The organism is Pseudomonas sp. V98_8 (genome assembly GCF_029967975.1).
In the GTDB taxonomy this organism is placed as follows: Bacteria; Pseudomonadota; Gammaproteobacteria; order Pseudomonadales; family Pseudomonadaceae; genus Aquipseudomonas; species Aquipseudomonas umsongensis.
The window spans coordinates 23,301-44,658 of record NZ_JASCAE010000071.1 but is presented as its reverse complement, the minus strand read 5'-3'; the positions used below and the strand labels follow the sequence as shown (position 1 = coordinate 44,658).

At 59.9% G+C, this 21,358-nt stretch carries 21 protein-coding genes, 1 tRNA gene and 1 pseudogene; 16 read left to right on the top strand and 7 right to left on the bottom strand.

Going from position 1 to position 21,358, the window contains the following annotated elements; genetic code table 11:
* Positions 1-4: 4 nt before the first annotated feature.
* Positions 5-898, bottom strand: a complete 894-nt coding sequence (locus QLG10_RS22235) for a DMT family transporter (protein ID WP_282488031.1) — start codon at positions 896-898, stop codon at positions 5-7.
* Between the two features lie 136 nt (positions 899-1,034).
* On the opposite strand from QLG10_RS22235, the gene QLG10_RS22230 reads away from it, so the two are divergent.
* Complete coding sequence (locus QLG10_RS22230) at positions 1,035-1,472, top strand: Lrp/AsnC family transcriptional regulator (protein ID WP_007987480.1); 438 nt, start codon at positions 1,035-1,037, stop codon at positions 1,470-1,472.
* Positions 1,473-1,537: 65 nt separating this feature from the next.
* On the opposite strand, the gene QLG10_RS22225 is transcribed toward QLG10_RS22230, so the two are convergent.
* On the bottom strand, positions 1,538-2,209 hold the full coding sequence (locus QLG10_RS22225) for a Bax inhibitor-1/YccA family protein (protein WP_110753333.1): 672 nt from the start codon (positions 2,207-2,209) through the stop codon (positions 1,538-1,540).
* A 123-nt stretch (positions 2,210-2,332) separates the two neighbouring features.
* Here QLG10_RS22225 and QLG10_RS22220 point away from each other — a divergent pair.
* The 4 genes from QLG10_RS22220 (at position 2,333) to QLG10_RS22205 (ending at position 5,719) form a co-directional block, all read left to right on the top strand.
* Positions 2,333-2,420, top strand: a tRNA-Ser gene (locus tag QLG10_RS22220).
* A gap of 92 nt (positions 2,421-2,512) precedes the next feature.
* Positions 2,513-3,178, top strand: coding sequence for a DUF2807 domain-containing protein (locus tag QLG10_RS22215; RefSeq protein WP_282488030.1), 666 nt, complete (start codon positions 2,513-2,515; stop codon positions 3,176-3,178).
* Between the two features lie 271 nt (positions 3,179-3,449).
* Entirely contained in the window at positions 3,450-5,309 is a 1,860-nt protein-coding gene (locus tag QLG10_RS22210) for an ABC transporter ATP-binding protein (RefSeq protein WP_110753426.1), read from the top strand.
* Positions 5,310-5,428: 119 nt separating this feature from the next.
* Complete coding sequence (locus QLG10_RS22205) at positions 5,429-5,719, top strand: hypothetical protein (RefSeq protein WP_110753428.1); 291 nt, start codon at positions 5,429-5,431, stop codon at positions 5,717-5,719.
* Between the two features lie 74 nt (positions 5,720-5,793).
* On the opposite strand, the gene QLG10_RS22200 is transcribed toward QLG10_RS22205, so the two are convergent.
* The gene (locus QLG10_RS22200) at positions 5,794-6,144 is read right to left on the bottom strand and encodes a stress protein (protein WP_282488035.1); all 351 of its coding nucleotides are present in this window, start codon (positions 6,142-6,144) and stop codon (positions 5,794-5,796) included.
* 260 nt (positions 6,145-6,404) lie between these two features.
* Here QLG10_RS22200 and QLG10_RS22195 point away from each other — a divergent pair, with 260 nt between their 5' ends.
* The 6 genes from QLG10_RS22195 (at position 6,405) to QLG10_RS22170 (ending at position 10,499) form a co-directional block, all read left to right on the top strand.
* Positions 6,405-6,962 carry an ATP-dependent Clp protease proteolytic subunit gene (locus QLG10_RS22195; RefSeq protein ID WP_110753429.1) on the top strand — a complete coding sequence of 186 codons (558 nt, stop codon included), beginning with the start codon at positions 6,405-6,407 and terminating at the stop codon, positions 6,960-6,962.
* A gap of 81 nt (positions 6,963-7,043) precedes the next feature.
* Entirely contained in the window at positions 7,044-7,391 is a 348-nt protein-coding gene (locus tag QLG10_RS22190; RefSeq protein ID WP_110753431.1) for a metalloregulator ArsR/SmtB family transcription factor, read from the top strand.
* Positions 7,392-7,414: 23 nt separating this feature from the next.
* Positions 7,415-8,704: an arsenic transporter gene (locus tag QLG10_RS22185; protein WP_110753432.1), complete on the top strand. Its 1,290-nt coding sequence runs from the start codon at positions 7,415-7,417 to the stop codon at positions 8,702-8,704.
* A 29-nt stretch (positions 8,705-8,733) separates the two neighbouring features.
* On the top strand, positions 8,734-9,204 hold the full coding sequence (locus tag QLG10_RS22180) for an arsenate reductase ArsC (RefSeq protein ID WP_282488029.1): 471 nt from the start codon (positions 8,734-8,736) through the stop codon (positions 9,202-9,204).
* A 12-nt stretch (positions 9,205-9,216) separates the two neighbouring features.
* A complete protein-coding gene (gene arsH / locus QLG10_RS22175; protein WP_282488028.1) occupies positions 9,217-9,918 on the top strand; it encodes an arsenical resistance protein ArsH in 702 nt (233 codons plus the stop codon).
* Between the two features lie 89 nt (positions 9,919-10,007).
* Positions 10,008-10,499, top strand: a complete 492-nt coding sequence (locus tag QLG10_RS22170; protein WP_248678230.1) for a GNAT family N-acetyltransferase — start codon at positions 10,008-10,010, stop codon at positions 10,497-10,499.
* 12 nt (positions 10,500-10,511) lie between these two features.
* On the opposite strand, the pseudogene QLG10_RS22165 reads toward QLG10_RS22170, so the two are convergent.
* Positions 10,512-10,598: pseudogene (locus QLG10_RS22165) on the bottom strand (outer membrane lipoprotein carrier protein LolA); the annotation flags it as partial.
* A gap of 528 nt (positions 10,599-11,126) precedes the next feature.
* On the opposite strand from QLG10_RS22165, the gene QLG10_RS22160 reads away from it, so the two are divergent.
* Both QLG10_RS22160 and QLG10_RS22155 read left to right on the top strand, forming a co-directional pair.
* Positions 11,127-11,456 (top strand): hypothetical protein, encoded by a 330-nt coding sequence (locus QLG10_RS22160; protein ID WP_020800065.1) that lies wholly within the window; start codon positions 11,127-11,129, stop codon positions 11,454-11,456.
* Positions 11,457-11,514: 58 nt separating this feature from the next.
* Positions 11,515-12,168: a carbonic anhydrase gene (locus QLG10_RS22155; protein WP_282488027.1), complete on the top strand. Its 654-nt coding sequence runs from the start codon at positions 11,515-11,517 to the stop codon at positions 12,166-12,168.
* A gap of 42 nt (positions 12,169-12,210) precedes the next feature.
* On the opposite strand, the gene QLG10_RS22150 is transcribed toward QLG10_RS22155, so the two are convergent.
* A complete protein-coding gene (locus QLG10_RS22150; RefSeq protein WP_282488026.1) occupies positions 12,211-13,713 on the bottom strand; it encodes an aldehyde dehydrogenase family protein in 1,503 nt (500 codons plus the stop codon).
* Between the two features lie 165 nt (positions 13,714-13,878).
* Here QLG10_RS22150 and QLG10_RS22145 point away from each other — a divergent pair, with 165 nt between their 5' ends.
* Together QLG10_RS22145 and QLG10_RS22140 are read left to right on the top strand one after the other, a co-directional pair.
* A complete protein-coding gene (locus tag QLG10_RS22145) occupies positions 13,879-14,670 on the top strand; it encodes an N-acetylmuramidase domain-containing protein (protein ID WP_110753446.1) in 792 nt (263 codons plus the stop codon).
* A 213-nt stretch (positions 14,671-14,883) separates the two neighbouring features.
* Positions 14,884-15,399 carry a DoxX family protein gene (locus QLG10_RS22140; RefSeq protein ID WP_110753447.1) on the top strand — a complete coding sequence of 172 codons (516 nt, stop codon included), beginning with the start codon at positions 14,884-14,886 and terminating at the stop codon, positions 15,397-15,399.
* A 48-nt stretch (positions 15,400-15,447) separates the two neighbouring features.
* Here the strand turns inward: QLG10_RS22140 and QLG10_RS22135 are convergent, their stop codons facing one another.
* Together QLG10_RS22135 and QLG10_RS22130 are read right to left on the bottom strand one after the other, a co-directional pair.
* The gene (locus tag QLG10_RS22135) at positions 15,448-16,410 is read right to left on the bottom strand and encodes a Nit6803 family nitrilase (RefSeq protein WP_110753449.1); all 963 of its coding nucleotides are present in this window, start codon (positions 16,408-16,410) and stop codon (positions 15,448-15,450) included.
* 94 nt (positions 16,411-16,504) lie between these two features.
* Positions 16,505-17,437, bottom strand: coding sequence for a GlxA family transcriptional regulator (locus tag QLG10_RS22130; RefSeq protein WP_248678233.1), 933 nt, complete (start codon positions 17,435-17,437; stop codon positions 16,505-16,507).
* A 203-nt stretch (positions 17,438-17,640) separates the two neighbouring features.
* Between QLG10_RS22130 and QLG10_RS22125 the strand changes: the two genes are divergently transcribed.
* A complete protein-coding gene (locus QLG10_RS22125) occupies positions 17,641-21,129 on the top strand; it encodes a hypothetical protein (protein WP_188264939.1) in 3,489 nt (1,162 codons plus the stop codon).
* The last annotated feature ends 229 nt before the right edge of the window (positions 21,130-21,358 follow it).

Here is a 21,358-nt window from a genome sequence, read left to right as displayed (position 1 = left end):
CACCTTACGAGGTAACGGTGCGCCGCAACTTCAAGCTCCAGCCCTGCTGCATGCCGGCCGCGGCCAGCAGGATCGCGGCCACCCCGATCCATTGCAGCGGTTCCAGGCGATGGCCGAAGGCAAACCAGTCGACGAAAATCGCCGCGATCGGGTAGATGAACGACAGCGCGCCGGTCAATGCCGTCGGCAGTTTCTGGATCGCGCCGTACAACAGCACGTACATCACGCCAGTGTGCACGATGCCCAAGGTGACGAGGCTGCCCCAGGCACTCGGCTCCTGCGGCAGGGCCGAAAGGTGCGCGAATGGTGCTAGCAGCAATACGCCGGTGCTGACCTGGACCAATGCAATCAGATGGGGTGGCGTACCGGTCAGGCGCTTGATGATCAACGCGGCAATCGCATAGAGGAACGCGGCGCCCAAGGCCAGAACGATACCTATCAAGTACTCGTTACCGCTCTCGCCCTCCCCGCCATGTGCGCTGACGATCGCCAGCATGCCGAGAAACGAAACGCCCAGCCAGGCCAGTTTCTGCAGGGTGATTTTCTCGTTGAGAAACACCGCCGCCAGCCCCACCAGCATGAACGGCTGGACGTTATAGACCGCCGTACCGATGGCTATCGAGGCCCGGGAATAAGAGGCGAACAACAACACCCAGTTGCCGACGATCGCCACACCGCTGAGCACCGCCAACAGGAAAGTGGTACGGGTGAGGATACCAGGACGAAGAAAGCCGAACGCCGCACAAATCAGCAGCAGCGCACCGGCCCCGAACAGGCAGCGCCAGAACACCACGTCCAGCACCGGTTGCCCGGACACCAGCACGAACCAGCCGATGGTCCCGGAGATCAGCATGGCGGCGGTCATTTCGAACGAGCCGCGACGTATTGAGTTGTCCATCATCAGACTCCTGTGGTTGATGGGCAAAGTATGCCAATCGACCGGGGCGCTGCTCCAGCGCAAAAAGCAGGCTAAACTTCGAATTTGCCTTTTATGCGAAGGCGATTTTGCAAAACTGCCTAATAGAGGTTTCGCCATGACCGATGACATCGACCAGGTGCTGATCACCGCCTTGATGGAGGACTCACGACGTTCGCTCAAGGCCCTGGCGCAAATCAGCGGCCTGTCCTCACCCAGCGTTGCCGAGCGCCTGCGGCGTCTTGAAGAGCGCGGTGTGCTCAAGGGCTATACCGTGGAAATCGACCCGAAATGCTTCGGTTATCAGCTGCAGGCCATCGTGCGCATTCGCCCGCTGCCCGGCCAGTTGCAGGAAGTGGAACGGCAGATCATGGCGATTCCCGAGTTCACCGAGTGCGACAAGGTCACCGGTGACGACTGCTTCATCGCCCGCCTGCATGTACGCTCGATGGAACAACTGGACACCCTGCTCGACCGCCTCAACACCCACGCCGAAACCAACACCGCCATCGTCAAGAAAACCCCGGTCAAGCGGCGCCTGCCACCAATGGCCTAGCCGCCGGTACTGCGCCGGGCATAAAAAAACCCGCCGAAGCGGGTTTTTTCAATCATGGTAGGCGATCAATCATCGCGACCCATGATGCCAAACAGCTGCAACAAGCTGATGAACAGGTTGTAGATCGATACATACAGGCTGATGGTGGCCATGATGTAGTTGCGCTCGCCGCCGTGGATGATGGCGCTGGTCTGGAACAGGATGCAGACCGAGGAGAACAGCACGAAGCCCGCGCTGATCGCCAGTTGCAGGCCGCTGATCTGGAAGAAGAAGCTGGCAACCACCGCACCCAGCAACACGAAGAAACCCGCCGTGATGAAGCCACTGAGGAAACTCATGTCCTTGCGCGAGATCAGCACGTAGGCCGACAGGCCACCGAACACCAGGGCTGTCATGGCAAAGGCCGAGCTAACCACTTCGGCGCCGCCCTGCATGCCCAGGTAACGGTTGAGGATCGGGCCGAGCAGGAAACCCATGAAACCGGTCAGGGCAAAGGCCGATACCAGGCCCCAGGCGGAATCACGAAGCTTGTTGGTGAGGAAGAAAAGGCCGTAGAAGCCGATCAGCACCACGAAAATGTTCGGGTAGCCGACACGCATCTGCTGGGCAACGTAAGCCATCACACCACTGAAGGCCAGCGTCAGTGCCAGCAAGCCGTATGTGTTGCGCAGGACGCGGCTAACCTCTAGCTGCTCAGCCTGCACGCTGTTATTCACTGCGTAATCCTGTTCGCGCATGGCGACACTCCTGTTGGTTTGAAACGTTCAGTCGCAAAGATCATAACAGACGCCCTGTAACAAGCTATGCAGAGAGTTTGACAGTGTGTTTCATTCAGGTATTATGGCGCCCGCAACACAAACGGAGGTGTGGCCGAGTGGTTTAAGGCAACGGTCTTGAAAACCGTCGACTGTAACAGGTCCATGAGTTCGAATCCCATCGCCTCCGCCATCTTTATACGACAAAGCCCTGATTATTCAGGGCTTTGTCGTTTCCGGGATTTGGATTTCCCTTTCGGTGCTTCTGTGAAACAAGGAGGTTGCATGAACAACATGGACACGATAAAGCTGATGCTTGCGCTGCTGGCGATCACGACCAGTGGTGTTGTACTGGCCGCAGAAAAAACCTTTGCGCTGACCGCATTCAACAGCGTTGAGGCCCGACAGGGTGTGAACCTGTCGATCAAATGCGCTGCAGCGTCATCAATGGTGGTCTCAGGCTCTGCCGATACGCTGAACAAGCTTCAGGTGTCGACAGACAACAAGGCGTTATTGCTGGTGAATGACGCAGCGGAAAACGTTCGCGTCGTCTCCCCTACCCTGGATATCACGCTATATACCAGCGCGCCACTGACGGGGCTGACGGGAAAAGCAGGGGTTAAAATCGTGGCACCTGCCTGTGCCGTCGATCCGTCCAGGTTGACGGTGGCAGGCAGCAGGGGCACTGACATCCAGATCGAGGGCAAGACGGGTGAACTGGTCCTTGACCTGGCGATGGGCAGCACCTTTAACAAAAAACCGTTGCCCTTCACTGCGGATGTGGCGAATGTGCGCATGAGCATGGGGGCGGCCTCATCCCTGTGCCATATCCCCCGGATCAACAGTAGCCTGTCTGCCGGCGCACGGATGTCTGTCAGTCCATCGGCTCAGGTCGACAACAGCGCCGCAGGCGCCTACGCCAGCGAAATTTCAACCTCCGAGTGTATGTAAACGACAGGAATGAACAGGCCACTCTCCGCTTGATGGAAAACGGGACGAATTGTTCCGTTTGTGGCCCCCCTGCCTTTACCTCCTTTTACACTCCTTTACACCCTTCACAGCCTTACATCTGTAAAAGTTCAACCGAGCGCTTTGGACGCGGGCCCCCTGCATCCCCCGGCACCGTTAGTCTGGCGGTGGCGGATACGACGCCTGCCCGCAAACCCTCAAAGCAGCCACTCAATGGCAAAATCCGCTTACCCAGATCATTTCGGAGATCACAATGCTTCGCGTGTTTGAACGAAGGCTCGATCCATTCCCTCCCGACGAAGCACCGCCGCCGCCTGTCGGCCTGATGCGGTTCCTGTGGGCCTGCACGCGCGGCGCCCGCGGTTACATCCTTCTGCTTGCGCTGCTCAGCGCCAGTGTGTCGATCTACGAAGCCTGGTTGTTTTCCTTTCTTGGGCAGGTCGTGGACCTGCTCTCGACCTGGCAGGCCGGTGGCGATGCGAACGGGCAGGAAAGTTCTGTGCTGTGGGGTATCGCGATAGTGTTGCTCACCAGCATTGGGCTGGTGGCGCTTCGTACCATGGTGCAGCACCAGATATTGGCCATCAACCTGCCATTGCGGCTGCGCTGGGACTTCCATCGGCTGATGCTGCGGCAAAGCCTTTCGTTCTTTTCCGATGAGTTCTCCGGTCGGGTCACTACCAAGGTGATGCAGACTGCACTGGGCGTGCGCGAAGTCTTGTTCACCCTCATCGAAATCGCGCCCGGCATTGGCGTTTATTTCATTGCGATCATCGCACTGGCCGGCGGCTTCGCCCTGAAACTCATGCTGCCTTTTATTGCCTGGGTCGCGTTGTTCGGGCTGGCCATGCTGTACTTTGTGCCGCGCCTGGGGCGAGTCGGGCAGGAACAGGCCCATGCGCGATCGTCGATGACGGGGCGTATTTCAGATGCCTACAGCAACATCACCACCGTGAAACTGTTCTCGCACTCCAATCGTGAAGCACATTTTGCGCGCGCGGCGATGGAGGACTTCAAGCAAACCGGCTTCCGCCAGATGCGCCTGGTCAGCCAGTTCGAGATCGTCAACCAGGCGCTGGTGGTGATGTTGATCATGGCCGCTGGCGGCTATGCCCTGTGGCTCTGGCACCAGGGCGAGGTCGGCGCGGGAGCGGTGGCGGCAATCACGGCCATGGCGTTGCGGATCAATGGCATGTCGCACTGGATCATGTGGCAAATGGCTTCGCTGTTCGAAAGCATCGGCACCGTGCAGGATGGCATGGCAACCCTGACCCGTGGCCCCAAGGTGCAGGATGCACCGAACGCTGGCGTACTGGTGCCCTCTGGCGGCGCGGTGACCTTTGACAACGTGAGTTTCAACTACAACGGTGAACGCCAGGTGCTCGACGGATTGAGCCTGACCATCCACCCAGGCGAAAAAATCGGCCTGGTGGGCCGTTCCGGCGCAGGCAAATCGACGCTGATCAATCTGCTGCTGCGCTTCTATGACGTCGACAGCGGTGAGATTCGCATCGACGGGCAAAACATCGCTCAGGTGACACAAGACAGTCTGCGCGCCGCTATCGGCATGGTCACCCAGGACACGTCCCTGCTGCACCGCTCGATTCGCGACAACATCGCCTACGGTCGCCCGGACGCGACCGACGCCCAGGTGCGCAGTGCCGCGATCAATGCCCAAGCCGACGGGTTCATCAGCCAACTGAGCGATCGGCAAGGCCATAGTGGTTATGACACCCTGGTGGGTGAGCGCGGCATCAAGCTCTCGGGCGGCCAGCGCCAACGCATTGCCATCGCCCGGGTGATGCTCAAGAACGCCCCGATCCTGCTATTGGACGAGGCCACCAGTGCCCTGGACTCTGAAGTCGAGGTCGCCATCCAGGAAAGCCTCGATGAAATGATGCAGGGCAAGACCGTCATCGCCATCGCGCACCGGTTGTCGACGATTGCGGCCATGGATCGGCTCATCGTCATGGACGAGGGACGCATCATCGAGCAGGGTACCCATGCGCAATTGCTGGCAAAAAACGGCACCTACGCGCGGCTGTGGCAGCATCAAAGTGGCGGCTTCCTGGGAGAGGATCAGGGGGTGGCTGAGGCGATGGATCAGGCGTGAGAGTGAATGGCGAGAGCGAACGCCGCCGATGGTCGTAGCATCTCGCTTGCCAACGGCCCGTGGCTAAGCTTAATGAATCGGGGTGAATTGAAACCTGGGGGCTCCCAAAGGAGACGACCATGTATGCAGTGATAAGAACCTACCTGGGTACAGGAGCCAAGCAACTTTTCGACCTGTTGGAACAGCGCCAGACCGACGTTGAAGCGCTCCTGCGGACAGTGCCTGGCCTCGTCAGCTACACACTGCTCAATACGGGCGATGGAGGTACGTCAGTGACTGTTTGTACGGACAAGGCCGGCAGCGATGCGAGCTTGAAAGTTGCACGCGAATGGATTCAGCAAAATGCATCGAATATCCACGCGAACCCGCCGATCGTGACGGAAGGCCCGGTGATTGTTCAGATCAATTAGCGCGTCCTTGCGACTGATCTCAACCCTATCAAATCAAGCCCCGAAAAAATCGGGGCTTGATGAGTCAGACCGCATCAGGGTTTGCGTCCTCCACCACCGCTCATCCCGTCTTCCTTGCGTCCCATATCAGACTTATCGCGATCATCGGCAACATTGCCGCCGCGTCCGCTTCCTTGCCCGGTGCTGGAAGATTGGTCAGTCCTGTTGCCCTGTTGTCCACCTGAAGCCTGGCCACCTTTTTGGCCTGGCTTGGTCATGTTTTCCTTGTCGTCGGCAAATTCGCCGCCGCGATTGCCTTGCCCGCCTCCGGACATGCGATCGTTATCGCGCGATTGTTGCCCGCCGGAAGCCTGACCGCCTTTTTTATCGGCTTCATTGGTCTTGTCCCAGTCGCTGCCGGGATTTTTATTTCCTGTATTGGCCATTTTCATTCACCTCTGCATCGTTAGTACGAGCTTGGGCCCGTATACGTCGGAGGACTCACAAAACAGAAAGTTTGAATCGAATTATCGGACTTGCGACGAGTGGATCGGGGCATTTGGTTCAATCGCAATTGCGCTGATTCGATGGATGGCGAGCGTCGGATAGAGCGGCAGTCTGCGAGGGTTTCAAGATCAACTGCTTGATGTTTACTAGACTTGATAACGCGTGGAAGTCCTCCAGGCATCATCCAGGTAGTCTATCGATGACTGAACATATCGTGCATTTTCATTGCCAGATCGATCAGGGAACCACTGAGCGCTTCCGGGACTGTTGCCTCGAAGCCATCGATGAAGGCGCCACCTCCCTGCTCCTCAATCTGTCTACGAGCGGCGGTAGCACCAACTTCGGCTTCACCCTCTATACGTTCCTGAAGTCACTGCCGGTACCGCTGTGTGCAATCAACGCCGGCAACATCGAATCCATGGGCATCATCATGTTCCTGGCGGCAGGCCGGCGGATCACCTCCCCTCACTCACGCTTCCTGATCCACCCGATGAACTGGTACTTCAGCCAGAAATCGGTCGACCACCAGCGCCTGCGCGAATACCTGTCGAGCCTTGATAACGACCTTGCGCGTTACGTGCAGATTTTCTCCCTCGAAACGGCTGAGGCAGAGACCAAGCTCGACATTTTCCATTGCCTTTCGGCGGAAGAAAAAGTCATCGCTGCACACGAATCCCTGGCCTATGGCATTGCTCACGAGATGAAGCAGATGATGTTCGCTGACGATGTCAAACATTGGAAAGTCAGTGGTGGATGAAGCGGGTGCAATGGTTCTTAACTTGCTTAATACATACGGATATCCGTATATTTGATTATCCATATGTAATAGGCATGCCCGATGATCACACCTCCCGAGGTATTCAAGAGCCTGGCCGACGAGACGCGCGCCCGCGCCACCCTGCTGATCGCCCACCAGGGTGAACTGTGTGTCTGCGAGCTGATGTGCGCCCTGAACGACAGCCAGCCAAAGATCAGCCGCCATCTCGCGCAATTGCGCAGCAGCGGACTGCTGCTCGATCGCCGCCAGGGGCAGTGGGTTTATTACCGTCTCAATCCGCAACTTCCCCCCTGGGTGCACGAGATGTTGCAGGTCACCTTGCAGGCCAATTGCGATTGGCTCCAGAGCAACGCTTCGCGCCTGCAGAACATGGACGGGCGTCCCGTGCGCGATGCTGCCTGTTGCTGAACCCCTGATCGAGTGAGTTTTCAATGCTGGTCGCCGCTTCTGTTTTTGTCTTCACCCTCATTCTGGTCATCTGGCAACCCAAGGGGCTTGGCGTCGGCTGGAGTGCCTCTGCCGGTGCGCTGATCGCGTTGGCGGTGGGTGCAGTGTCGCTGCAGGATATTCCCACGGTGTGGGCCATCGTCTGGAACGCCACCGCTACCTTCATCGCCATCATCATTATCAGCCTGTTGCTAGATGAAGCCGGTTTCTTCAAATGGGCTGCTTTGCATGTGGCCCGCTGGGCGCAGGGCAATGGCTACCGGTTGTTCGCCTTTTGCGTGCTGTTGGGTGCGGCGGTCTCGGCGTTGTTTGCCAATGACGGCGCAGCGCTGATCCTGACGCCCATTGTCATGTCCATGCTGCTGGCGCTACGTTTTTCGCCCGCCGCGACCCTGGCCTTCGTGATGGCCGCCGGGTTCATCGCCGATACCGCCAGCCTGCCGTTGGTGGTGTCTAACCTTGTGAACATCGTTTCCGCCGATTACTTCAAGCTGGGCTTCGCCGAGTACGCCTGGGTGATGGTGCCGGTGAACCTGGTGAGCGTCGCCGCCACCTTGCTAATGCTTTTCCTGTACTTCCGTCGGGACTTGCCACCGCGCTATTCAGTCGAGGCATTGCAGACGCCGGCAACGGCGATTCACGATCCCGCCACCTTCTTCGTGGGTGGGTGGATTCTGCTTGTCCTGCTGGTCGGCCTGTTTGTGCTGGAGCCGCTGGGGATACCCATCAGCGCGGTCGCGGCGGCCTGTGCGGCGATCCTGTTCGCGGTGGCGGCGAAGGGTCACCGGATCTCCACCCGGCGCGTGTTGCGTGACGCACCCTGGCACGTCGTGGTGTTCTCGCTGGGCATGTACCTGGTGGTGTATGGCCTGAAGAACGCGGGGCTGACCGATTCACTGACCCATGTGCTCGACCGCCTGGCCGAACAGGGTCTGTGGAGCGCCACCCTGGGCACCGGCCTGCTGTCCGCATTGCTGTCCTCGGTGATGAACAACATGCCCAGCGTGCTGATCGGCGCCCTGTCGATCCAGGCCAGCGGCGCGGACGGGCTGATTCGCGAGGCGATGATTTACGCCAACATCATCGGCTGCGACCTCGGCCCGAAGATTACCCCCATCGGCAGTCTCGCCACCCTCCTCTGGCTGCACGTGCTCGAGCGCAAGGACATGCGCATCACGTGGGGCTACTACTTCAAGGTCGGTATCGTGCTGACCCTGCCGATTCTGTTGATCACCCTCTCTGCCCTGGCATTACGCCTGAGCCTGAGTCATTGATGTCCGCCCCGAGCGGCAGGAGCAATCCCATGCGAGTCCTGTTCATGTGCACGGCCAACAGCTGCCGCAGCATTCTCTCAGAAGCCATGTTCAATCACTTGGCGCCGGATGGATTCGAAGCGGTCAGTTCAGGAAGCTTCCCCAAGGGCCAGGTGCTGCCACGCAGTCTCGCCACCCTGCAGCAAGCGGGTATTTGCATCGACGGCTTGAGCAGCAAGGGCAATGACGCGTTCGAGGGCAACTTGCCGGATATCGTCATTACCGTGTGCGACAAGGCCGCGGGCGAATCCTGCCCGGTGTATTTCGGCCAGGCAGTGAAAGCTCACTGGGGCCTGGAGGATCCCTCCGATGTCGTGGGCGATGAAGCAGCCGTTGATGCCGCCTTCCGCGCCACCCTGGCGCGCATCGAGCAACGTTGCAAAGCCTTCCTCGCCCTGCCCTTCAATACCCTCGGCCGCGATGAACTCAAGCGCGAGCTGGATCGAATCGGCACTATTTGAGCAGGAGTACCTATGTCAGACCCACTTCCCAATCTTGATCACACACTGTTCGACGGTACGCAGATTCCGAACCGGCCCAGCTATCACAAGCCACGCATCCTGCTGTTGTACGGCTCGACCCGCGAACGCTCGTTCAGCCGCCTGCTGGTCGAAGAAGCCGCGCGCCTGCTGGAGCATTTCGGCGCAGAGACACGCATCTTCAATCCGTCCGGTTTGCCGCTGCCCGACGATGCTCCTGCCGCCCATCCCAAGGTCCAGGAGCTGCGCGAACTGATGCAGTGGTCCGAAGGCCAGGTCTGGTGTTCGCCGGAACGCCATGGCGCGATGTCGGCCGTGTTCAAGGCGCAGATCGACTGGGTTCCCCTGGAACTCGGTGCCGTTCGCCCCACCCAGGGCAAGACGCTTGCAGTGATGCAGGTGTGTGGCGGCTCGCAGTCGTTCAACGTGGTCAATCAGCTTCGTGTGCTGGGGCGATGGATGCGCATGTTCACCATTCCCAACCAGTCCTCGGTGCCGAAGGCCTTCACGGAGTTCGATGAGGCGGGAAGGATGAAGCCGTCGGCTTACTACGACCGAGTGGTCGACGTGATGGAAGAACTGGTGAAATTCACCCTGCTGCTGCGTGACCGTCAAGCGTTCCTGGTGGATCGCTACTCTGAACGCAAAGAGACCGCAGATCAGCTCATGGCTCGGGTCAATCAGCGCTCCCTCTGAGGTCGGCAGCGCCACCCCTTTGCCCGCTTAACTGAAAGGCTTCGGCCATAATGACCTGTCAGGCACAGCCATTGGCGGGAACCTTTCAGATGATCTCGATTGAACTGCACGCGGCCCAACGCGACGAACTGCAGACCATTGAAAACCTGATGCAGTTCTACACCTATGACTTCAGCGAGTGGGTGCCGCTGAAGCTGGGTGAGCATGGCTTTTTCAATATCCTGCCCCTCTCGGACTACTGGCGACAACCCGCGACCCAGGCATTTCTGATCCGGGTCGACGGGGAGTTGGCCGGGTTCGTCACCGTGGATGACGAAATCCACGTGCCCGATGCCCGCTTCAACATCGGTTATCTGTTCGTCAGTCGGGGTTTCCGTGGCCAGGGCGTCGCCAGGTTTGTCGTGTCCACCCTGTTGAACCGACTCCCCGGTCGATGGCAAATTTTCCATGTCGAGGCGAACCAGCCGGCACGGCTGTTCTGGGCTGCAGTGATTCCTGAGGTGACGCAAGACCGATTCAGCGCTCATCCACTGTACATCCAGGGGTTGCCGTGCACTGTTTACTGTTTTGAAAAAGCGTAAGGCCCCTGTCCCTGTAGGAGCGAGCATGCTCGCGAAAAACCTCAGGGCACCGCGGGGTGTCAGGCTCCCCGCGTCATCGTTGACCTCCATCGCGAGCATGCTCGCTCCTACACGGGGTAGACCCCGTCTAATTCCAAATCAGCTTTGTCAGACAATATGTAGTGACTATAAATATTCACTACAAAACCGTTGACGCCTTCGATTTGCCCTTGCATGATGCAGACATCTCCCCGATCGGGAGTACTGGCAACACGCTTGAGCAAGCTCGTCTGACCGCCGAGCTGTTTTTTCCGGATACACGCTGCCCACAAGGCAGATTGAAGAAGCTGACCTGGCCTGAACGTCCAGTACAAGGGCGAGAAGCGCTGGCGATCCATCCTCATGATGCTTGTGGCCGACCCTGAAAACGTCGGCAGGGGCCAAAGGTTATCGCCGCTTCTCTTCGTTGTGACGCTATTGCGTAGCAGTTATTCAACACGACTACATGCAACAGACGCGGGACCCCGTCGATTTCGACGGACGACTGCTGACGTCCTGGTTTCGGTGCCAGGGATCAACTAACCGATGGGCTACATGTATTAGCGAATCAACTTTGAAAGATCACCAAATGGTCAAGGGGGCTTTATCATGAATCTGAACAATCAACCGACTATCGAAGAACTGGCTCGCATGTTCGCGGCGCAAAAAGACAGCCATGACAGCCATATCCTGTGGATCAGCAAATCGGGCCAGGTGCATATCGACTGCCTGTCGCCACATGCCCATGAAGCGGAGTTCGACCAGAACAACCAGAACCTGCTGGCCCGACTGAAAATGTACCGTCGCGGCCATGGCTATGTTGGCAAGAAGGCCGCTGCCGACAAGGACTTCATCGGTAATGTCCTGCAAACGCTGAAACAGGCTTGGGACTCGCTGCAGGGCCAGAACGAAGTTCGGGTGATTGACCGGTTCTACTGATTAGTTAGAACCTCAATACAAGTAAGGGCCTGCTCCCGATAAGAGCAGGCCCTTTTTAATGCCCGGTATTCCAGATCACCATGGCACTAATGTAGTCTTTCCGCAACGCACCGACCTGTTCAAACACCTGGCCACCACGCAACATCCCGGCACCTTGTTCATCACCTGTTCCGACAGCCGCGTCGTACCGGAACTGCTGACCCAGCAAGAACCCGGTGAGCTGTTCGTCATCCGGAACGCCGGCAACATCGTGCCCTCCTACAGCCCTCATCCGGGCGGCGTGTCAGCCACGGTGGAGTACGCGGTCGCCGTGCTCGGCGTGACCGACATCGTGATCTGCGGGCATTCCGACTGCGGCGCGATGACAGCGGTGGCCAAGTGCAAATGCATGGACCACCTGCCCGCCGTCAGCGGCTGGTTGCAACACGCCGAGTCGGCAAAGGTGATCAACGAATCCCGGCCCCATGCGGATGAAGCGGCCAAGGTCAGTTCGATGGTGCGCGAGAACGTCATCGCGCAACTGGCGAACATCCAGACTCACCCGAGTGTGCGCCTGGCCCAGGAAAAAGGCCTGTTGAACCTGCATGGCTGGGTGTATGACATCGAGACCGGCTCGATCGATGCGCTGGATGCCGGTAGCCGCACGTTCGTGTCGCTGGCCGAGCACCCGACGACCTGCGCCGTGCATGGCAAAGCCGTCGATGCCGCCTGAGCTTGACCGCAGCGACCGCCCAGGCAGCCGCTGCGCCAGATGTCAGCGTTTGACCGACAGATCGACCTGGGTCATGCGACTGCGAATGGTAAACACGCCATCGCCCGAAAGAATTGCACTGCGCGCAAACAGCCGCCCGCTCTCCCAGTTCGACAGGCCCAGCTCCGGCTTGTTGAGTGCGTACTGACCATCGACCCAACGGGTGATTCCGTTGCCGACAAAAGGCGCGTTGACCGCGTTGTAGAAACGCTCCTGGGTCGCCGCTGTTTCACTGAGCAGCGACACGGTGAACTGCGGGCTGTAGCGATTGAACAAGGCGATGGCGCGGTCCAGGTCGTCGACGATCTTCAGGCTGACTTCCGGGGTTTCTTCCCACTCCCACTCGCGACCCAGCTGATCTTCCGGCAACGCTTCGGCCAGTGCTTCGGTGCGGTAGCCTTCGGCGCGGTAGACCTCGACGCTGGCGGTTTGCCAATCCGCCGGCAGGAACGCTTCGCTGCCTTCCACGATGTGCAACTTGCAGCCCTGCCCGCGTGCCTTGCCGGCCTGTTGCAGCGCATCGAGAAACAGCGGCACCAGGTCAGCGGCGCGGTCGCGCTGGATAAGGCAGACGTTCAGGGTGTTGCAGACCTTGCGGTCCAGGGAGTTGCGCACCACAGCAGCGAAGCGCGTGGCATCGGCGTCAATATCGGCGATCAACCAGGCACCACCGGTGCCATGGAGGCTGACGGCGGTGCCGGCCTGTTGCGCGATGCTGCCCAATTGACTGACGGCGCGCCCCGAACCACGCGCCACGGCCAGGGACAGACGGCGGTCGGCGAACATCGCCCACCCGGCGGCGTGATTGACGCTTTCCACCAACGACACCGCACCGGTTGGTAATCCGGTGGCGTTCAATGCCGGGTTCAATGCGTGAGTGACGATGGCCTGGGCCGTGCCCAACGCGTCGCTGCCAATGCGCAGCACCGCGGTGTTACCGGTACGCAACACACCGGCGGCATCGGCGAAGACATTCGGCCTGCCCTCGAAGACGAACGCGACGATGCCCAACGGCGAGACCACCTGTTCGACTTTCCAGCCGTCGTGCTCAACGCAACTGATCACTTTGCCGCGGGTGGCCGACGCATCGCGCCAGGCGCGCAGGCCGGCAATCATGTCGCGACGCATGCGCTCATCGGCCAGCAAACGCGTGGTCGAGCGGCCACGAGCCTTGGCCCGTTCGATGTCGGCCAGGTTTGCGGCCTCGATCAAGGCCCAGCATTCAGGCGTCTCCAGGCGTTGGGCAAACTCATCGAAAAAGGCGCTGATGGCCTGGTCCGACACTGTCGACAGCGCCTTGAACGCCGCTTCGGCACGTTCGATCGCCACCGCTGCCGCTTGCTGGTCAGCCACCGGAATCAGCAACAGTTCGCCGCTGACCTGCTCCACCAACAGGTGGTCACCGGGCGCAAAGCGTGCCGCCAGTTCGGGGCTGACCACAGTGACACGATTACCGGCAAAAGGGATCGGCGTGCCAGCGACTAGACGTTCGAGCGCAAGAGACATGAAGCGGTATCACCATGCAATGGGCGGGCAGAAAATGTATAGCAAAAGCCGCCAAGCGTCATCCGCCACAGCCCTGCGCCGATGATCGCAAACCCGCCGGTGCCGGATTGGCCCACCTACGCTTAAAGCGTACCCCCCGCGTTTGCTGTTTCGAAGGAGGCCGTCATGAGCAACGAATTCAGAAGCCATGGCGCAGCCCTTGACGACGAAGGTCTGGAAAATGCCCTGGACCTGGCCAAAGTCAGCGCTGCACAACTGTGGGCTGTTCTGGCAGTAGAAACCTCCGGCAACGGATTCTTTTCCGATCGCCGTCCGAAGATCCTTTTCGAGCGTCACGTCTTCAGCCGCTTGACCCACCAGGCGTTTGACGCACAACACCCCGAAATCAGCGGCAAAAGCCCTGGCAACTATGGTGCGTCGGGGGACCACCAGTACGACCGGCTCAACCAGGCGATCGAGCTTAACCGCAATGCGGCGTTGCAAAGCACGTCCTGGGGGCTGGGCCAGATCATGGGGTTCAACTTCGCCTCCACCGGTTCTGCAGACGTCGAGTCGATGGTCAAGCGCATGGTCCTGTCCGAGAACGAACAACTGTTGTGTACGGTCGGCACGTTGATCGGTGGCGGTTCCATCGCCGCGCTACGGGCCAAGGATTGGGCGAACTTCGCCCGTCGTTACAACGGCCCCAACTACGCCATCAACAACTACGATGTGCGGCTCAGTGCCGCGTATCAGAAGTTTTCTTACGGCGGAACGCCCGACCTGAGGATTCGCACCGCGCAAACCTACCTGACGTACCTGGGCTGGCACCCCGGCACGATTGACGGCATTGTCGGCAAACAGACCCGGGATGCGATGAACCTGTATCAGGCCAAAGAAGGCCTGGAGCTGACCACGGTGCTCAATGACGAGACGCTGGAGCATCTGCGCAGCCGGGTTCTGGCAATGCCGCTCTGACTTGATGCCCACAAAGGTCCCTGTGGGAGCAAGCCCGCTCCCACATTTAAATGCATTCGAACTGAACGTATCAAAGTGTGTACAGCCCCGCCCCTGACACACCAGGCCTTCAAATTCCCGTGCCAGCGACATACCGCAGATACACCCGGTTGATGACATACCTCTCAACGGACACACCCCGGTCCGACATCCCTGTCTTGAAGGAGATCAACCATGAACGCCACTATTTCATCGGCCGTGAAAGGCCTGCACCTGAACCTTGACCGTGCCGGCAGCTGGATCGCGCCATTGTCCTTGCGGGTGTTCCTCGCCTGGGAATTCTTCGAGTCGGGCCTGGAAAAATTCAATGGCGAAAACTGGTTCGCCGACATCCAGGACCGCTTCCTGTTCCCGTTCAACCACCTGCCGGCCACGCTGAATTGGGAACTGTCGATGTGGGTCGAGCTGATCTGCGCGCTCGCCCTGCTGGTGGGCCTGGCCACACGTTTCTCGGCGATCAGCCTGATCGTGGTGACCATCGTCGCGACCGCCGCGGTGCACTGGCCGGCAGACTGGTCGACCTTGAGCGAACTGGCCCAGGGTTACTCCATCAGCAACAAAGGCTTTGGTAACTTCAAGTTGCCGCTGATTTATCTCGCCGCCCTTGTGCCGTTGCTGCTTTGCGGACCGGGCAAGCTCAGTCTCGATGCCTTGCTGGCCCGGTTTTTCTGGCGCCGCAACCAGCACTGAAACAACGCCGTATTGCCTTACCGCCTTACTGTAGGAGCGAGCATGCTCCTACAGTGGATCTACCTTTTCCACTGTCTCCGGATGCGCACCGCGCTCATGCACATGGGCATGCGGGGTGCGGTCGATCAGCAGGCTGAGCAGTTCCGGACGGCTGTAGTGGCCACGCGAATCCATCATGCGCTTGCGCTTGTCGATCAGGCTCATGTCGAGGTCGACGATCACCTCGCCTTCACCCTCGGTCAACGCACCCAGTACCACGCCATCCGGGCTGATGATCGCGGTGTAGCAACCGCCGGAAATCGGCCCGATCGGGCAGCCGGTGTCAGCCATTATCTGCGCCTGTTGCTCAGGGCTGAGCCAGGCGGTGGAGTTGACCACGAAGCACGCCGCTTCCAGTGCATGCTGGCGGATGCTGACTTCCATTTGCGAGGTGAACAGGGGACCTGCAAACGAGCCGGGGTACATCGAGGCGTGGATCTGTTCGCCATCGGCCATCAAGGCGTAGCGGGCCAGCGGGTTGTAATGTTCCCAGCACGCCAGTTGGCCGATGCGCCCCACCGCGCTGTCGGTGGCGCGCAGGCCGGACCCGTCGCCCATGCCCCAGATCATGCGTTCATGGTAAGTCGGGGAGATCTTGCGGCGGCTCTGGATCAGTGAGCCGTCGGCGTCGAACAACAATTGAGTGTTGTACAACGTACCGCCATCCCGTTCGTTGACACCGATGGACACGACCATGCCGGCCTCTCGGGCGGCAGCGCCAATGGCATCGGTCGCCGCCGACGGCACCGTCACGGCCTGGTCCAGCAGCTTGAGATGTTCGGCGCCCATGGCAAAGGGCGCCTGGACGAACGAGAAATACGGGTAGTACGGCACGACGGTTTCGGGAAACACGGCGAACTGCACGCCCTGCTCACCCAGCTCGAGAATTTTCTCGACGACTTTGTTGACGGTGCCTTCACGGCTGTAGAGCACGGGGCTGATTTGTACGGCGGCGGCTTTGACAAAGGTCATGGCGGCGATCTCATTGAGGAAATGGGTTCAACGAGATAAATATTACGAAAATAATATTGTGACCTGAATGTCGTATACACCACCTTTTAGGACATCAACCCCGATTGGCCCGCTGAATCATCTGGGGCGGTTGCCCGAAAGCTCGCAGGAAAGCCCGGCGCATTCGCTCCCTGTCACCAAAGCCGGTTTCGGTCGCCACCACATCGATCGAGTGCCGGCCGGTTTCCATCATCAACCGCGCGGCCTCCACCCTCAAGCTTTCGATAGCCTTGGCCGGCGATTGCCCGGTTTCGGCATTGAATACTCGGCTGAATTGTCGCGGGCTGAGATTGGCGGCGTTGGCCAGTTCCTCAACCGACAAACCGGACTTCAGGTTCTGCTTGGCGTACGTCAATGCTGCCTGGATGCGATCGGTCCTGGGCTGCAACTCCAGCATGACCGAAAACTGCGACTGCCCGCCTGCCCGGCGGTGATACACCACCAACTGCCGGGCGACCCGTCGCGCGACTTCCGCGCCCAGATCGATTTCCACCAGGGCCAGTGCCAGATCGACACACGCGCTCATGCCGGCGGCGGTCCAGATATTTCCATCGTTGATAAAAATCCGGTCTTCCTCAACCTTCACCTTCGGAAACGCCCGCTGCAACGACGCCGCATGACACCAGTGGGTGGTTGCTCGCCGGCCGTCGAGCAAACCGGCTTCGGCCAGGGCAATGGCACCGGTGCAGATAGAACCCAGGCGGCGGGTGCCATGGCTGGCATGGCGCAAAAAGTCCACCAGCCCTTTCGACGGCGGGCGAATCAAGTTATCGCCCATGACCAACAGCGTATCGAACGAACACTGGTCAAACGGCTTGGTCTCCACAGCGAATCCTGCGGAGGTTTGCACCATGCCGCCGTGTTCGGACACCAGGACAATGCTGTACACCGGCTCATCGGTCGCACTGTTGGCCAGTTCGAATGTGGCACACATGGCCAGGCCCAGGACCTGGAAACCGGGGTAAACGATGAGTCCGACGTGATGCATGGTGTTCGTCCAGAATGACCTTAAATGAGGCATGACCGGTTATTCAGCCAGAGCACCGCACTGTACACCTGCCGCCGTAGTGCGGGTGAATAGCCGATCGGCGGCAATTCGGTCAGACAATCGTTCATTCAGGCCATGCCCCTTCATTTATCGGGTCTATAAATAACAGTACACGGTTGGCCGCAAACAAAGAGGCGCAGGCCATGGACAGCAAGGATTCGGGCACAAATCTGGCCTTCTGGTTGCCAGGCAGTGCAGTCATCCTGAGTCTGGTGGTATCGATGTTCGCCCTCACCCGCGAACCCTTCCTGGAGCCGCGCCCCGTCGGTGCCCAGTTCCAGGCACAACTGCCCATCGAGGCCCGGTTGTGGCAGGACCCTTTCGACGCGGTGGAGCGTTATCGAAAGAAGCTTGCCGACAGCAAGAACCCGGACGCCGAGAACGTTTGCAGCCCCGACCTCTCGCCCCTGAGCGCAGGACAATCGGCGCCCGACATCATGGTCGCGCTGGTCGAGGGGGGCCCCTATGCCGATGAAGTCGAACGACGCCGGCGCATTCGCTATGCCTTGCTGGCCGGGTTCAAGAATTCCCATCGGGTGCCGGATCAGGAGCAGTACATCCACTGCCTGAAGCTGGCCGCCAACTTGTCACTCGAGGCGCCGCAGAAAAACGCTTTCGTCGATACGCCCTACGAAGTGTTCGTGTCCAATCCGTTCGATCCACCGCAGGCGCTTGAAGGCAAGCCCGCACCGTCCGACCGAACGATCGTGTTCTGGCTGAAACAGGACGCGCTCGGCTCAATGCCGCTGCAACAGCTCGAAACGCTTCGTGACAGCCTGAACAGAAAAGTCGCCATGGCCTGCACGCCAGCACCTTGCATCGAACCCTCGGCCAATGCCGTCTTGAAGGTCATAGGCCCCTCGACCTCGACCGTGCTGCGCGACATGTTCCAGGACCAGGACATCGGCAAGGCCTCGCCGAACATCGAAATCTATTCGCCGCTGGCCACGGCCGACAACGAGACACTGGATCGCGGCTACCAGAAGCTGTCGCCACCGCTGGCCAACCGCGAGCCGATGAAGCTGCTGCGCACCGTCAGCGACGATGGCACCATGACCCAACTGATGCTTGAAGAACTGAAGCTGCGCCGCGTCGACCCGGCCGCCGGCGTGCGTTGCAGCGAAGGCAAACTGAGCCGGATCGGCTCACCCTGCACCGGCAATCTTCGCCGCAGCGCCAACCGCATCGCGTTGATTTCCGAATGGGACAGTTTCTACAGCCGCGCCCTGATCGAAAGCTTCAAGCTGCAGGTGGCCAGAGACGCCCGACTCGGCGACGGGGAAAACCATAAGGGTACCGTCGACCAGTGGATCTTGCGCTTCAGTTACTTGCGCGGGCTCGACGGGCGCCTGCCGGAAGAATCAGCGAGCACCGATAAAACCGCCAGCTCCGATGCCAGCAAAAACGTCCGCGGCGCATCCGCCATCGACCTCAGCCCGCTGGAGAAATCCGACGGCAACTCCCAGCTCGATTATCTGCGACGCCTCGCCGACCACATCGCCAGCGAAGACGCGGCCTATCGACGCGATGGCGAAAGCGGCATCGGCGCCATCGGCATCCTGGGTGTCGATGCCTACGACAAGCTATTGGTGCTGCAGGCCCTCAAGAGCCGAATGCCCTACAAACTGTACTTCTCCACCGACCTTGACGCGCGCATGCTGCAACGGGGCCAGGCGCAAACCACGCGCAACCTGATCCTCGCCGCACCCTATGGCCTGACGCTGACCCGCGCCCTGCAACAGGACGTGCCGCCATTTCGCGACAGCCTGCAAAGTGCCGTGTTCATCTCGGTACTGGCGGCCTTGGCGCCGCAATCCTTTGATGCCAAGCGCGCGAAATTCGACTATTCCAAATCGGAGCTGCTCTCGCCGGGCATCTACGAAGTGGGTATCAGTGGCTTCATTCCCCTGGCTACGCGACTGGGCGCCTCGCGCCCGACCAGTTGCCAGGCGCCCACCCAAGCCCAATCGGAGCGCGGTGTACTGCCCCACGATCTGATGGCGTTGCGCTGCCTGCAAGATCCCTCGCCGCCGCCCTACCCTGAGCCCTCCCAGGCACTGCGCGAGCGTTTCAAACACAGCCAATCGTTCTTTTGGGCCGGACCTTTGACACTCACCCTGCTGAGCATCGCTGCGTTCATCCTCTGGTGGCGCATCGAGGGCCCCCAGGACGAACACGACACGCGCCTGGCGTGGGTGCGCGGCGTACCTATTACGCTGTTCATGGTAGCGGCGGCCTGCGCCTTCATTGCCACGCGCTACTGGCATGCGGAATTCCTGTGGTTCACCTTCGTGCTGGTGCTGCTGGGCATCCTGTCGTCGAACCTGCTCCGTCGCTCCACGCGGCGATTGGCACTGACCCAGGACGCGACGTCAAGTGTGACCCCAGGTTCATATGATGCCTGGGCGTGGTACATCGTGGTCCCGCTGGTGGTGTTCATCCTCGCGTTGATGCTGGCGTACCAGATGCGCAGCACCTTGACCGACAACGGCCTGGGCGAGCCGATGTTCCTGCTCGAAGGCATCAGCGCCTGGCCGACCGTAGCATTGCGCCTGCTGGCCGTGCTGATCTCACTCTCGGCGTTGACCTGGGGGTGGCGCAAGCTGCGCATCAATCGCGCGGAGATCGAAAGCGCCTTCCATCTGCGCCTGCACATGCGCAAATACCAGACCACCCTGTGGGGCCAGGTACAGCGATTGATCCGCCGCGGTAAAGACTGGAGCCTGCGCCGCTGGTGCAATGAGCTGGGCCATTGGCTGCTGCTGATTTTCTTCCCGCTGATGAGTGCCAACGAAGACTGGTCGAAGTCCTGCGCGGCCGCCCAGGCCCGCTGCACGGACGGACGCAAGATGATCGTCATTGCGCGCTTCTGGGGTGAGCACTGCATCTGTGGTTCATTCGGTGCCCGCCTGTTGCGCGCGTTACTCGCTACCTGGGCCTACGTCGTGGTCACCAGCGTGTTGTTCGTGATCTGGCCGATGGAAGGCACGCCCGTGCGCGGTGCATCGGACTGGTGGATGTTGAACTGGCTGGTTCCGACGCTGACGTTCCAGGTGCTGGTGTTCTGGGTCATGGATGCCAACCTGTTGCTGACGCGCTTCATCCGTCATCTGAGCGAGCACCATGCGATCTGGCCAGGGACGTTGCAGGCCGAACACAAGAAAATATTCGGCATGCTCAAGCATCCCTGCATCGACGAGTGGGTGGATCTGCAACTGATCGCCAAGCGTACGTCGGCGGTCAATCGGCTGATCTACGCACCGACCGTGGTGCTGTTGATCCTGCTGGCCTCGCGCAGCAGCCTGTTCGACAACTGGCCAACGCCTCCGGGGCTGATGATTTCCTACCTGCTGACCGCGTTGCTGTTGCTCGGCTCTGCGCTCACCCTGCGCCGAGCCGCGGAAAAGGCCCGCACGGTGGCCTTGCAACGAATCGACGCCTATCTGCTGGAAACACCGGAATCGACGCCGGGCTATGCCAAGTTCAAGATGATCCGCGAACGGGTTGCCACGCTCAACACCGGCTCGTTCTCGCGCTACTCCGAGGATCCCTTGATTCGTTCACTGCTGCTGTCACTGACCGGTATCGGCGGCTCGGCGATTGTTGATGCGTTGAATTATGCGAAGTTCTAATCAGTTGCTGCGGTAACGGCCTCCTATGGTTTCGCCCTTCTGCAGGAGCGAGCATGCTCGCGAAAAACCTGGGGGCACCACGGGGTGTCAGGTGCACCGCGTCATCGTTGACGACCATCGCGACGGTGCGACGATTCGACAAGCTCGCCCCTACAGGGGTCGCCCAGAGCAAAAAACGAAAGCGCCTGATTCCAGCTGTGTCCGCGTCGTTGTGATCGTTCCCACGCTC